A 13,534-nucleotide genomic window follows, 5' to 3' on the forward strand; every position below is an offset into this window, starting at 1 on the left:
TTCCCTCTAACGGGTTTGGGGAAGGGCAGAAACCGGCGCAGAGTCTCTGCAACAAATGTTATCTATGATCCATTTTGCGCGTTTTGACGTTGTGCAACAAAAGTAAATTAAATAGGGTACTGTAGCCCCAGCTAGCGTATAGGACATGATGTTATTTTGTGTAACAAGAGTCGCTGTTAAAAGCCCAAAGTATCCAGCATCTGGTAATAATGAAAAGGGAATTTTTCTCCAACTTGACAAGCGATTGCAAGGGCGGATTTTGTGACAAAAAAAGCTACGTGTTGGGTGGCTTAAGGTTGTTGGTTCATGAACTGGTAAGTGAACCTCAGCAACTTGTCCTGACTGATTACCTGTCCTTTGTTCTGCACTGGGAAGATCAGCAAGGGCTTTAAAACGTTCAAATTCGTGGTAAGTTACTATGTTTATATTGTATAGACCTTGAACGTAACTTATCTCTTCTGCGCTTGGTCTCTTTGGGTGAGCTGGTCTAAGTGAGCGGGTTTGGGAAACCGCTTCCAGGTTATCGGGACCAGTTTCTTTTTCTGAATTTGTGACTTCTTTTGAAACTTTTTTACTATCGACGCTACACAAGGAATCATCAGGATTTTCTGAATCTGCTGCGCAACAATTATTATTAAGAAAATAAATTGAAAACATGATTAAAAGACATATAAATTTCATTGCGCATTTCCATTATAGGTTTGTCTCTAATTCATATTCTTAGAATCTTATTAATAAATCGTAAAAACACAGAATTTTATTTTAATAATGCATGAATTATGGTCCTGATCTTAGGTAGAATATCTTCCTCGAACCAAGGATGGCGTTTTAACCAAGCGGTGTTCCTCCAACTAGGGTGAGGCAAAGGAATAAATTTTGGGCCATATTCTTGCCAGGAATGAACGGTTTCAGTGATCGTTTTTTTTATGCTGTGCCCCAAATAATAAATTTGTGCATACCGTCCGACTAAGAGAATAAGTTTGATATTAGGCAAAAAAGACAGCAGATGATGATGCCATAAGGGGGCACATACCTTACGAGGCGGAAAATCGCCCCCCTGTTGGTCACGTCCTGGGTAACAAAATCCCATCGGCATAAAAGCAATTTTACTATCATCGTAAAATGTTGCGCGGTCTAAGCTTAACCACTGTCTTAGCCGATCACCGCTCGCATCATTAAAGGGTAAGCCTGTTTGATGAACGTTTGTACTGGGTGCTTGGCTAATAATCAAAAGCCGTGCCGTGGGTTGAATCCGCAGGACAGGTTTAGGGCCAAAAGGTAAATCGGTGCATGTTTGGCAGCCATGAATTTTGTTTAGTAAGTCTTTTAATGTCATTGGATATGTCATATTAAAAGGATTCTGAATTATTTTATTCCTTTTTATTTAGACGTTAAATGATAAACACCATCCCAATCATCGCCGGGTGGTGTTTTAAGATACAGCTGGCACCGTTCTATATAGCTTTTGAGCGTCTCGTTACAGCTGGGAAGGGTTCCTAATAGTTGTTCAAAACTTGATAAAGCTTTTTCCCAATTCATTTTAAGATAAAATTCAAATGCCTTATCAAAAGCCGCCACAAAATCTTCTTGGCCTTGGGTTGGGGTTAAATAGGCTTCGGCGTTCCTTTGGCCTAATAACTCGTAGATCTTTATGCCTTTATTTTTTCCTTTGACCGCAACAATATCCATAATTCGGCATAAGAAATCGTCTTTAACTTCTTCGTAAACTGCGTGGCTGACGATAATTTTTGTACCATAAAATTTGTTCGTTCCTTCCAAACGGGAGCTTAAATTGACAGCATCCCCGATTAAAGTGTAATTCATCCGTTCAGAGGAACCCATATTCCCCACCACCACCTCGCCACAATGGATACCCATACGTGTATTCAAAACCGGTTTGCTTTGCCTTAACCAATTAGCATTGAGGGTTTCTAGAGCATGCTGACATAAAAGTGCCGCGCGACAGGCATGGAAACTTCGCAAGGTATCTTCATCAGGCGCCCCCCAAAAGGCCATAATGGCGTCGCCAATGTATTTGTCGATGGTGCCGCCTTGGTGAATAATGATTTGTGTCAGTTGTTCGAAATAATCAGAAATATGGGTCATTAAAGCTTGGGGTGTCATCCCTTCTGAAACAGTTGTAAATCCTGCCACGTCGGTAAACATAATAGTTAATTTCTTAGATTCACCACCTAGTTGGATATCCTGATTTTTCTCCAACAACCTCATGACCAGACGCCGCGGCATGTATTTGGTAAAGGATTTTAGGCTGACCTTCATGGTCTGCATGGTATGAGTCAAGGTGCGAACCTCTTTAATTTTGGAATCGATTTTTACATCACCTTCAAATTGGAAATCTCGAATCTTATTGGCTTCTTCCGTTAATTCTTCAATCGGTTCTGATAGTTTCCTGGAAAGGATGATAATGCGCAGCAAAACCAAAATGAACGCAAACAAATAAATGCCAAAACTGTCTTGTTGAGATTGTAAGAAAACAGAAAAAACCTCGTCAAAAGGGACCAAACTGACAAACATCCATTTCTTACCAAAGGTGTCGTAAAAAGATTCCTTAAATCGGGTAAAGTCCGCAATATAAGTTTTTCCATTGGTAGTAAATTGAAACCGTTCTTCTTTGTCCTGTTTGTATATCTCGTGAGCTTTTTTATAAAGGTTGTCTTTCAATTGGTTTACAATCAAGGGTGTTTCTTCGAGCTCTTTGACGGAAGAAACTAGTTCCAAGTTAGAACTAGCTACGATGTTTTGTTTGTTATCCACAATAAACAGAATGGAACCAGGGGAAATAACATTATCTTTTAATAATTGAGACAGGGCTTTCAAGCTAAGGTTAGTAGCGATGACCCCCCAAACGTTATTATTTGAATCTAATAATGGGCTGGCAGTCTTAATGACCTGCTCTTTGGTCATAATGCTTTCGCTAACAGAGGTTTCCGTGCGCACCTCTTTTGAAGATTTTGCGTCTATATACCATTGCCTCAGGCGTGGATCATAGCTAGATTTTGATACTGTTTCACTTAAAACTAGCCGGTCATTTTTGTTATAGTATTCTAAAAGTTCATAGGGTTTTCCGTCTTGGTTTCTTATGGTGATAATGCAATATTTTACGTTAAAGGGAAGTTTTTTCTCTGGATTGTTTCTTAATGTATCGAATTCTTGAGGTGTGTGGAAATGAAGCATATCGCCATTTTCAAGGGCTATGTTTAACGTTGATGCACCCTCAAAAATCTTATAAATATATTTCAAATATTTAATCTGATCAGGTCTAAATTCATCAACGTTACGAATTTTTTGAAGCCAAAGGGTAATCAGTTCGTTGGCTTCGGCCGGTTCCTTCATCCTCGTCTCAATAAGTGAAGTCAAAAACTCAGAGTACTTATCTACATATTCATGGGAAAATTGGGTTAAGGCTCGCTTGTTTTGATAGAAATCGTAGCTGCCTATTAAAGCGATGGTCACCAGAAAAAGAACCATGACCTCTTTAATGATATAGGTTTTAAGATCGTTACCCATGAATTTTGAGAAAAGACTTTTCATTGGGTTATTCTCTACTCCAAATACAGTTGGCTGAGGCGTGCAAAGGCTGCATAGGCCGGCGGTAAGACCATTGAAAATTTTTCCATTAATTTAGGGCGCATCGCCACCAAGAATTGCTTTGGGTTTTCTATGGGTATCTGTTTTGGTGGAATTTTTTCTTGAATGATTTTTAAGGCCATTTTGGCAGCTATTTCACCCTGTTCAACGCCTGAAACGGAAATGGCAAAGGGGCCTCCGTCTTCGACAACAAAACTATTGATCCCAAGGATAGGGACTTTGGCGTTTTCAATTGTCCATTTCATAACCTCTTTTGGGGGGACAAGGGTTGGATCTTCCTTCGAATGCAGTATTTTTCTGTAATTGGAAAGAATGATAAAATCCAATTCACCATCAGCATCCAGGATGGCCCTTTTCCATTCAGAAAAAGTATCAACAAGCTGTGAAGGTTTCACGACAATTTGACCCCAGTCTTTATACTGGTGCAAATCATCATCATCTAACTTATTAGCAGAAGAATCACTGGCAATATGACCAATGCGGATGGAATTATGAATTTTAAGTGAATCGGCCATTATTAATATGGCATTTCTAATAGCCTCTAAAGGTAAGCGATCAAGTATTCCAGTAACATTATTCATCTTATCGAAACCATATTCTTTTATGTTGGCGTTAACAGCTGCAAAAACAAAGGGAATATTGGAATTATCCTTGTAATAGGTTGTGACACGACTTTGTGCATCATCGTCGCAAACGATAACTGCGTCAGGTTCAAATTGATTGATGGATTGGCGTGCCGCCAATCCAGCCTTTTCCTTAAAATGTTCTTGATAGAATCTTTTGGTATCCATATAAAAATACTCAAGTTTTGTGAGGCTACTGTACTTGAAAACCCTTTCTATACCTGTGTTAATTTCTTTAACCCAACTGTAATCTGTAGAATAACTGTGTATAATCAGTATTTTTTTACGGGCTTGGTTATAGCTGATAAAAAACACAAATAGCGAAAGCATTAGAATAAGTGGGATAATGATTTCCAATCCTAATTTTCTAAAAAAGTTTTCCATTCTGTGATCCCTTAATTTACAAAAGGCCTATTTGACGCCAGTAAGGCATTGATAAGTACAATCCCAGGATACGGGCAGCATTGATCAAAATATTGTAGGACAAGAATTTTCTACGTTCGTAAGCTAACTTGCCCTCAAAAAAGTTTTCAAAATTCCTATAAAAATTTGATTGGTAAGGAAAAAACCAAATCTCGCAAGCAACCAAAATGCAGAAAGTCGTAATCCATAAATTGATTTGATAAAAATCTGCGATAGGAAGCCCAATAGCCATCATGATAAAAAAGCTAGTTGCCACCGGAAAAACAAACCGCACTAAAATAGAGACTAAAATCAAAGCCATGAGAATCTGTGATCTGCCATTCCCAAAGAAATTTATAAAATCAGACAAATTATCTTTAATCAGCATATCTATGTTTAAGAAGGACATGGCTTTAATTGTGCCGAGGCCTGCACCGACTAATAACAAAAAGGACCAATCTGTCTGTACAGCCCAATCTTTGATTCTAATGATCTTCAAAGATGCCAGCACGCAAAACAAGAAAAGACTTACCCAGGCAAATTGAATTTGGTGCAAAGAAAGAGTCAAAATAGATGCTAGGAACAAGAAAATGACGATCACCGCGTGCCATTCTTCTGACTTTAAGGGGCCCAGAACTTTCAGTTGGTGCATTAGCCTTTCCTTGGGGTTTTCTAAATGAGTTCGATCCTGAAAAAACAACGATAACCCAAACAAATTTGTTGTAAGCAAAACAACACCAAAAACGAAAGTTGTTGTGGTCCAACCAAAAGAACTGATCTGGTTGTTGCTTTGTAATGGCAAAATTCCCAATGCAATAAAGTTAATAAGTGATCCTGTTAGAAAGACACTGCTTAAGCTTGTGACCCCATAAAAATTTGAGACGGCAATCTTAGTGGCCAGAGATGATTGATTTTCTGCTTTCAAGACTTTGATGAGATCTTGTGTTAAGGGAGCCATTAAACGAGAACGCATGAAAGCTGACGGTATAATTGGGGTTATAATGGATCCAATCAAAAAGAGTCCTGCTGAGTACCAGGATTGTTTCTCTGGAAGCAGTCTGACCATAAGAATGACAAGTCTATAAACCAACCCAGATGAAGTAATGACTGACGCAATCCCAGGCAATGTTAAAATCAATAAATAGCTTTCTGAGGAAAACCCTTCCAAGACGATTCGAGATGGGACAATGCCTAGGATAATAGTTGTAACTAAAATAAGAAGAACAGGGATGAATTCATAAACGACGTTAAAACTCCATAGGACCAATCCAGAGGATAGTATTGACAAAAAAAATCGCTTATTGGTGCACAAGTCGGCACTAAGCGTATTGTATACGACGAAAGGCACTATAAACGAGAAAATCCAGGCAAGCAAAACTCTTAAAATTGATGCAGAATTTTTGACGGAGTATTCTTTTTTAGAATCTGGCTTGGAAGCAGGATGAATGGTGTTGTGAAAAAATAAATGAGCGCCTAATTCAGGATAAGTTTTTAATAATTTTTCCAAAATATCAAATGGTAATTTGACTAGGATAGAATGCCCGTGTGCTTTGGCTGTGCCTTCGTAAAAATTGTTTTTAAAGGCGGCTTCCGTGCCAAATGATTCATGAACATGTCGTTCTGCCTTATGTCGTCCACTGCTTATCAGGACAGATCCCTCAGCAATAAAATACACACTGTCAGCAATCTCATTTTTCTCAAAAATGAGTTGGTCAGGTTCACAAACCATAACCTCCAGGTGGGGAAGAATTCGGGCCTTTTCAGAATCTTGAAGACAAAGAAGAAAAGGGTGTGAGTTCATGAATTCAACAATGCATAATTGTTTGTTCATGATGCAATTCCTCCGCCTTAAAGTGAAAATACCTAACTTTTATACAAAGTCAGATCACTTTCATTCTAAGGCAGGGCTGGTTAACAGACGTTTAATATCAACCAGATATTTGATCCCTTAAAGCTGCAGCATCGATTGCTAAATCGCCCAAAGCCTGGTTGTGAGCGGCTTGATCTAGCCAGTAATGGGCCTGCTTTGGGTTGGCCTTTAGATTGTCTTCACCCTCTTTCAACAAAGCTCCTGCATTAAACTGCCCTGGTCCGTAACCACGCCTTGCTGCACACTCATAGTAATATAAGGCCATTTCAGGGCATTTTCTAACTCCATCGCCGGCAAGGTAGCTGTCCCCTAGCGCTTTAAAAGCGGGGGCAAAACCAAGGTGTGCTGATCGAAAGAAGTAACAATTTGCCAAGCACAAATCTTTTGTGACCCCGTAACCATTCAAATAGAAAGACCCTAAAAGAAACAAACCCTCAGGATGGTTCGTTTGTTCCAATGTTCGTAAAAAGTTTGCAGCGGCCTCTGTATTGCCATGATTCATGTGATAATACACATAATTTTCAACAGCTGAATCTTGAGGTGCATTCTGGTTATCCGCTGAAACGTTGGGACTTAGATAAAGAAAAGCTAAGAGAGGGAAGATTTTTTTCATTTTAAAAATAATTTTAAATAAACTATTTCTAAACGATACACGATTCTTCTGCTTGCCAAAAGGTTTTTATTGATGCTATCAAGGTGATCTGATTGGTCACATAGCTCAGCGGTAGAGCACTACGTTGACATCGTAGGGGTCACAGGTTCAATCCCTGTTGTGACCACCATTCATATTTCATAAGTAATCAATGATAATAAGTGCCAAAAAGTTCTTTTCCAGACTGATCTTGTTGTCTTGTTTTTTGGCTGTGCCTTTTCTCTGCTTTTATATTTCTTCCCATTATTCTGTTAAAACGTCAGTGCAAACTGATCCGGTTACAGTGGTTATAAAGTCAGGCACATCATCATATGATATAGCCAACCAATTGGCTGACGCTGGCGTTATTCAGCACCCCTGGTTGTTTTTTGCGGGATATTGGTTAACGGGATCTAAAAAACCGCTTATCGCCGGGGAATATTCATTCAACCAAAGTGAATCGTGTTGGGAGGTATTGCAACACATCCAGGCTGGTCGGGTTGTGATCCGGAAATTGACGGTACCAGAGGGGTGGACGGTAGGGCAGGTCATGGTTGCCTTGCAGCAGATAGATTGTCTGACAGGGCAGATTACAAAAGAACCCCCTGAAGGTAGTTTGTTGCCAGATACATATTTGTATGTTTATGGGGATAGTCGCCAAGAAATAATTAACCGGATGATGATGGCGATGAGCCAACAGTTGAAGCAGCTTTGGGCGCAACGACAAAGCGATAATTTGAACGTTCAAACTCCAGAGGCCGCCGTAGTTCTAGCCTCGATCGTTGAAAAAGAGACAGGCATTCCAGAGGAACGCGCGCGTATTGCGGGGGTGTTTTTGAATCGTTTGCGACTAGGGATGCCGTTGCAATCAGACCCCACTGTTATTTATGCGTTAACACTTGGCAAGAAGCCTTTGGATAGGTCCCTTACAAGGGGGGATCTTAGTATTAATTCGGTTTATAACACCTATAAAATTAACGGATTGCCCCCCCATCCGATTGCTTGCCCGGGGATACAAGCCTTAAAAGCGGTCCTGAATCCTGTGCTTAGTCGGGATTTATACTTTGTGGCTAATGGGACAGGCGGCCATAGCTTCAGCGAAACCCTTGAACAACATAACCATTATGTTTCAAAATGGCGTCAATTCAATCGCCAAATAATTAATGCAAATGCAAAAAAATCCTAAACGTCGTGGTTTGTTGTTGGTCATCTCTTCACCATCGGGTGTGGGGAAAACTTCTATCGTTAAGCAATTGATGTCTTTAGATTCCGAACTGACGATGTCCGTGTCTGCCACCACAAGGCCTAAAAGGGAAGGGGAAGTGGATGGAAAAGACTATCACTTTATGGATGAGGCGACATTCCAAGCGCGCCTTCAAGAAGGGGCCTTCATTGAGCATGCCAAGGTTTATGGAAATTATTATGGGACGCCACGCCAGTTTGTGTTTGATCAATTAGATCAGGGGTTGGATGTGGTCTTCGATATTGATTGGCAGGGGACACAACAATTGGCCCAGGTGGCACGTCAGGATCTGGTGAGTATATTTGTACTGCCGCCTTCATTGGATGAACTTGAGAAAAGATTGCGCGGTCGAGGGCTTGATACTCAAGAGGTGATAGAAAAGCGCCTTGCCCAGACAGCAAGTGAATTAAGCCACTGGGCCGAATATGATTACGTGGTTATTAATGACAATCTGGAAAAAACGGTTTTGAGAGTTCAAAATATTTTGAACAGCGAAAGATTGAAAAGGATTCGTCAAACAGATTTAACTGATTTTGTTCGCGGATTGGCGAGTCAATGCTGATACTTGCGTGTTTGGCCAGAACATGTGTAAATTACCGGACTAGAACTTTTATTGTAAAGCTAAGGCATCATGACGACAATTGGCTTATGTCAAATAAACCCTTGGGTTGGACATCTTCAGTATAACTTAGAAAAAATAAAACAGCATTTCGTTTTATGCCAACAGCAGGACGTGGATTTGGTGGTTTTTCCCGAATGTGCAATTACGGGTTACCCCCTGGAAGATTTGGTCCTAAAACCTTATTTTTTGCAGAAAGTTGAGCAGACTATTCATGATCTGGCTGCGGTGACGATTGGGTCCCCAACGGCCATTTTGTTAGGCTCTCCCTGGTTACAGGCTGGCAAAATTGTAAACACCGCCATGTTGATTGAAGATGGGAAAATTCAACATATCATTCTTAAACACAAATTGCCCAACCATGGCGTCTTTGATGAAAAGCGTATTTTCCAACCGGGACCCTTGCCTACTCCCATTCTTTTCCGGGGGTTGCAGTTGGGTGTTATGGTTTGTGAAGACATGTGGTACCCAGAGCCAGCGCAGCATTTGAAGCAAAACGGGGCTGAGATTTTGGTTGTGTTGAATGGTTCCCCCTTTGATTTGACGAAACACGAAAGACGCCAAAATCAGGCAAAAGAGAGAGTCGCTGATACTGGTTTGCCATTAATTTATTTGAACATGGTTGGCGGACAAGATCATTTGGTCTTCGATGGCCAATCCTTTGTGATGGCGACTGACCAAACTTATGCGTTGGAAATGCCCGCCTTTCAGGAAACTGTGGGCTTTATAAAACTTGAAAAGGAAGAAACGGTTGCCGTTAATCCTCTGCAGAATCTTCCCAAATCATCGATGAACGAGGCCGAAACTATCTATCATTGCCTTGTGATGGGGTTGAAAGACTACGTAGAGAAAAACGATTTCAAGGGTGTTTTGATTGGTCTGTCGGGCGGTATTGATTCGGCCTTGGTGGCGGCCATTGCGGTGGATGCCTTGGGGGCTGAACGCGTGCAATGTGTTATGATGCCGTCGCCTTATACCTCAAAGGCAAGTTTTGATGACGCAGAAAGCATTGTTCAGTTTTTAAAAACCCCCTATGACATCCTGAGCATTGAACCAGCTATGGCTGCCTATGAACAAATTTTGCAAGATACGTTCGCTGACAAAACGGCCGACACGACAGAGGAAAATATTCAGTCGCGATCCAGAGGCATGGTTTTGATGGCCATGAGCAATAAGAATGGCTTTATGGTTTTATCAACAGGCAATAAATCAGAAATGGCCGTTGGCTATGCAACCCTTTATGGAGACATGTGTGGGGGCTATAACCCGTTGAAAGATCTGTATAAGATGCAGGTCTTTTCCTTGGCGAAATGGCGCAATGAAAACAGTCATTCTGGTTTTTTGGGGCCGGATGGCCCGGTTATGCCAGATAGTGTTATTACTAAACCCCCCTCGGCCGAACTTAAGCCCGATCAAACTGACCAAGACAGCCTGCCTGCTTATGAGGTTTTGGATGCCATTTTGCATCAACTGATCGAGAAAAAAGCCAGCATTCAAGATGTTGTGGCCAACGGATTTAGGGAAGATGAGGTCATCAAAGTCTATCATCTGTTGCACCGGGCCGAATACAAACGCCGTCAGTCGCCCCCCGGGCCAAAGGTCAGCACCAAAGCCTTAAGTGCAGAACGGCGTTACCCCATTACCAACGGTTTTTTGTTGAATTTGTGATGCCAACTGTTTCCATCATTCTGCCAACCTACAATCGCGCTGGCTTTGTTCAGGCGGCGATTCAAAGTGCGTTGGCACAGACTTATACCGATTATGAATTGATTGTTGTGGACGATGGTTCGACGGATGAGACGGTCAATCAGGTAAGGGCCATCGTCGATTCGCGATTGATATATGTGGCCCACAATCAAAATAAGGGCGCTGCTGCTGCCCGCAATACCGGCATGAGAATGGCTCAAGGTGATTATATCGCCTTTCTTGATTCAGACGACACATGGCACCCGCAAAAACTAGAACAGCAAGTGGAGTTTTTGGAAAACAATTCCGGGTTGGGTGGATGCGTTACATCCTACCGGTTGGTATTTGACGATCATTCGGTGATTCGTGAAATTGCCATGGAGCCAAGTTTTTATCAACAAAGCCTGAAAGGGTGCAACCTGAGCCCTGGCAGTACGTTGTTGTTTAAGAAAGAGTGTTTAGAGAAAGTTGGATATCAAAACGAAAGCTTAAAAAGGTTTGAGGACTGGGAATGGCAAATCAGGTTTGCGCGCTTTTACGAATGGCAACGGGTGCCGGTGGTTTTGGCCGATATTCGGGCGGGGCACACTGTGAACTTTGAGACAGTCAAACAAGCCCTTAGCTATTTTCAAACTATTATAACCACCCTTCCCAACAATGACCAAAAAACGATAAAGATGGCAATTTTCTATGAATTGTTTTATGCTTCCTGGAAAAATCGTTTATGGGGATGTGCCTGCGGTTATCTGGCCAAGTCTTTTTTACAGATGCCACATGGTTGCGTTGGCTTTATGGTTTCTCTGCTAAGACGAAAAGTCAAAGAACGTTCTAAAGCTGGTCGAGTGTGTGTTGAAAAATAAACCTTATTTATCTGTTGTTGCCACGTCCCGTAATGATGACCATGGCGGCAATGCCCTTTGGCGAACGCAGCACTTCGTTAGTGGCTTGGCAGCTCAAGCTTTGGTGCATGAAGTCTCTATTGAGTTAATTTTGGTGGACTGGAATCCGCCTGCTGATAAGTCTGATTTAGTCGATGCTTTGGCGTGGCCTGAAAACAACCCTTATTTTCATTATCGTGTTGTGCAAGTTCCAGCTGTTTACCATCAGCAGTTTCAGTTCGCTGATAAGTTGCCCCTTTTTCAGTATTTGGCCAAGAATGTGGGCATACGGCGTGCCCAGGGCGAATACGTTCTGGCCACCAATATTGATATTTTGTTTTCAGACAAATTGATGCAATTCATAAAAGGTGGGTTGCAACCAGGTCATTGTTATCGTGTAGATAGGTTTGATATTGACCCCAATATTCCAGATGGATTGCCTTTTCCCAAAATTTTAGAGTATGCGGATTCACACGTTGTTCGCGTGAATGGTTTAAAAGGTACCTTAAGTTATAAGCAGTTTCATGCGTCTTTCTTAGAACATTTGGGACGGTGTTTATATCGGTCCTTACGGATCATCATCGGATATTCCTTAAAAAACTTTAACTATTACCTGACTTTACCGTTGTCTTTAAAATTGCTCCAGAAATGGCGCATTGGAAATTTTAGAAAAAATTTCACAAGTCTAATGTTTTCTTTGAGGCAGCAGCTGGGTCCCAAAGACAAAATATTACATACAGGCGCCTGCGGCGACTTTACTCTCTTATCAAAACATGATTGGGATAGTATAAAAGCCTATCCTGAATGGGCTTTATACTCATGGCACATTGATTCCGTTGTTATGTACCAGGCCCATCATAATGGCATGAAGATGGTGAACCTCGATTCCTCTTATCGAATCTATCACATTGAACATGGTCAAGGGTCGGGCTGGACGCCAGAAGGCGCCAATTTATTATTTAACCGGCTTGATAAAAACGGCATTGAGTATTTGGATGATGATGATTTAGAGGAACTTTTCTTCCAGCAAATCCTTAACAAAAAAGTGGGCAAGCAAACCGTTTACAACCAAACGTGGGGCGCGCCTGACGTGGTATTCCCGGAGCGCGGTAATTGATTACTTTTTTCACAACACCCAAAGCTTTCCAGGGACATATTGGCATCATCCAAACCAATGCCTTAACCAGTTGGTCTTGTCTGACGCCAAAACCTGAAGTCATTCTGTTGGGGAATGATCAGGGGGTAAAGGAAGCTGCCGAGCAGTTTCAATTCAGACACTTACCCCTTGAAAGTCCAGGAATTCCTGTTTTAAGCGAAATATTTGAAGCAGCCAGAGCAGCTGCTAGCCATGATTATTTGTGTTTCATTAATGCTGACATCATTTTGTTGGACGACTTTATGCCAACGTTCATGCAGTTGTCCCAACAGTTTGAAAAATTCCTGATGGTCAGCAGCCGTTGGAATTTAGATATTCAAACAATTTTACCCCTTGAAAATGTAACCGATCGTACCAATCTAAGAAATAAGGCCGTTCAAACGCATGATATGTATCCAGCGGGAGGAACTGATTTTTTTGTGTTCCACAAGGATATGTTTCAAACTGTACCGCCCTTTTTGTTAGGCAGGGGATATTGGGATAACTGGTTGATGTATCAGGCAAAACAGGAAAATGCCCCGGTCATTGATGTCACCGCGGATGTGATAGCTGTTCATCAAAATCACGACTACAGCCATATTAAGGGTGTAAGAAAAGGTGATAACGATGCAGAAGCGGTATTTAAGGCGGCTGAGGGGAAACGAAACTTAGAATTGGCCGGTGGTCAGAAAAATATTTATACCAATTATGACGCTGATTATGTATTTATTAAGGGTCAGTTTTATAAGTCCTGGAATTTAAAATTTATCTTTAGGCGCCTTAAGTCATCGATGAGACGTCTGAAAATACGTTTAATATCTCAAAAGTAAAGAGGGTA

The 13,534-nt window shown here is 41.3% G+C and carries 12 protein-coding genes and 1 tRNA gene; 7 read left to right on the plus strand and 6 right to left on the minus strand.

Annotated elements, in window-relative coordinates:
• Positions 1–6: 6 nt before the first annotated feature.
• The 6 genes from EQU50_RS00450 to EQU50_RS00475 form a co-directional block, all read right to left on the minus strand.
• Entirely contained in the window at positions 7–681 is a 675-nt protein-coding gene (locus tag EQU50_RS00450) for a hypothetical protein (RefSeq protein WP_130153204.1), read from the minus strand.
• A gap of 76 nt (positions 682–757) precedes the next feature.
• Entirely contained in the window at positions 758–1,336 is a 579-nt protein-coding gene (locus EQU50_RS00455; RefSeq protein WP_130153270.1) for a uracil-DNA glycosylase family protein, read from the minus strand.
• Positions 1,337–1,380: 44 nt separating this feature from the next.
• Positions 1,381–3,552, minus strand: a complete 2,172-nt coding sequence (locus EQU50_RS00460; RefSeq protein ID WP_130153205.1) for an adenylate/guanylate cyclase domain-containing protein — start codon at positions 3,550–3,552, stop codon at positions 1,381–1,383.
• An 11-nt stretch (positions 3,553–3,563) separates the two neighbouring features.
• Complete coding sequence (locus tag EQU50_RS00465) at positions 3,564–4,616, minus strand: ABC transporter substrate-binding protein (RefSeq protein WP_130153206.1); 1,053 nt, start codon at positions 4,614–4,616, stop codon at positions 3,564–3,566.
• Positions 4,617–4,632: 16 nt separating this feature from the next.
• Positions 4,633–6,465 (minus strand): anion permease, encoded by a 1,833-nt coding sequence (locus EQU50_RS00470; protein ID WP_130153207.1) that lies wholly within the window; start codon positions 6,463–6,465, stop codon positions 4,633–4,635.
• 97 nt (positions 6,466–6,562) lie between these two features.
• On the minus strand, positions 6,563–7,117 hold the full coding sequence (locus tag EQU50_RS00475; RefSeq protein WP_130153208.1) for a tetratricopeptide repeat protein: 555 nt from the start codon (positions 7,115–7,117) through the stop codon (positions 6,563–6,565).
• A gap of 94 nt (positions 7,118–7,211) precedes the next feature.
• Here EQU50_RS00475 and EQU50_RS00480 point away from each other — a divergent pair.
• From EQU50_RS00480 to EQU50_RS00510, 7 genes are all read left to right on the plus strand, one after another.
• Positions 7,212–7,286, plus strand: a tRNA-Val gene (locus EQU50_RS00480).
• A gap of 153 nt (positions 7,287–7,439) precedes the next feature.
• The gene (mltG, locus tag EQU50_RS00485) at positions 7,440–8,321 is read left to right on the plus strand and encodes an endolytic transglycosylase MltG (protein ID WP_165380271.1); all 882 of its coding nucleotides are present in this window, start codon (positions 7,440–7,442) and stop codon (positions 8,319–8,321) included.
• The gene (gmk, locus tag EQU50_RS00490) at positions 8,305–8,940 is read left to right on the plus strand and encodes a guanylate kinase (RefSeq protein WP_207216267.1); all 636 of its coding nucleotides are present in this window, start codon (positions 8,305–8,307) and stop codon (positions 8,938–8,940) included. Before mltG ends, gmk begins: the two co-directional genes overlap by 17 nt.
• A gap of 69 nt (positions 8,941–9,009) precedes the next feature.
• Positions 9,010–10,665, plus strand: coding sequence for an NAD+ synthase (locus EQU50_RS00495; RefSeq protein ID WP_130153211.1), 1,656 nt, complete (start codon positions 9,010–9,012; stop codon positions 10,663–10,665).
• On the plus strand, positions 10,665–11,543 hold the full coding sequence (locus EQU50_RS00500) for a glycosyltransferase family 2 protein (protein ID WP_130153212.1): 879 nt from the start codon (positions 10,665–10,667) through the stop codon (positions 11,541–11,543). The genes EQU50_RS00495 and EQU50_RS00500 overlap by 1 nt, the downstream gene beginning before the upstream one ends.
• Positions 11,530–12,678 (plus strand): hypothetical protein, encoded by a 1,149-nt coding sequence (locus EQU50_RS00505; RefSeq protein WP_130153213.1) that lies wholly within the window; start codon positions 11,530–11,532, stop codon positions 12,676–12,678. Before EQU50_RS00500 ends, EQU50_RS00505 begins: the two co-directional genes overlap by 14 nt.
• Positions 12,675–13,526: a hypothetical protein gene (locus tag EQU50_RS00510; protein ID WP_130153214.1), complete on the plus strand. Its 852-nt coding sequence runs from the start codon at positions 12,675–12,677 to the stop codon at positions 13,524–13,526. The genes EQU50_RS00505 and EQU50_RS00510 overlap by 4 nt, the downstream gene beginning before the upstream one ends.
• Positions 13,527–13,534 lie beyond the last annotated feature (8 nt).

Origin of the sequence: Candidatus Finniella inopinata, assembly GCF_004210305.1 — a bacterium.
Classification (GTDB): Bacteria; Pseudomonadota; Alphaproteobacteria; order Paracaedibacterales; family CAIULA01; genus Finniella; species Finniella inopinata_A.

Bases quoted from the DNA above. Each gene is read 5' to 3' on its own strand.
- EQU50_RS00450 (WP_130153204.1), bottom strand. From the start codon at position 681: ATGAAATTTATATGTCTTTTAATCATGTTTTCAATTTATTTTCTTAAT.
- EQU50_RS00455 (WP_130153270.1), bottom strand. From the start codon at position 1,336: ATGACATTAAAAGACTTACTAAACAAAATTCATGGCTGCCAAACATGC.
- EQU50_RS00460 (WP_130153205.1), bottom strand. From the start codon at position 3,552: ATGAAAAGTCTTTTCTCAAAATTCATGGGTAACGATCTTAAAACCTAT.
- EQU50_RS00465 (WP_130153206.1), bottom strand. From the start codon at position 4,616: ATGGAAAACTTTTTTAGAAAATTAGGATTGGAAATCATTATCCCACTT.
- EQU50_RS00470 (WP_130153207.1), bottom strand. From the start codon at position 6,465: ATGAACAAACAATTATGCATTGTTGAATTCATGAACTCACACCCTTTT.
- EQU50_RS00475 (WP_130153208.1), bottom strand. From the start codon at position 7,117: ATGAAAAAAATCTTCCCTCTCTTAGCTTTTCTTTATCTAAGTCCCAAC.
- gmk (WP_207216267.1), top strand. From the start codon at position 8,305: ATGCAAAAAAATCCTAAACGTCGTGGTTTGTTGTTGGTCATCTCTTCA.
- EQU50_RS00495 (WP_130153211.1), top strand. From the start codon at position 9,010: ATGACGACAATTGGCTTATGTCAAATAAACCCTTGGGTTGGACATCTT.
- EQU50_RS00500 (WP_130153212.1), top strand. From the start codon at position 10,665: ATGCCAACTGTTTCCATCATTCTGCCAACCTACAATCGCGCTGGCTTT.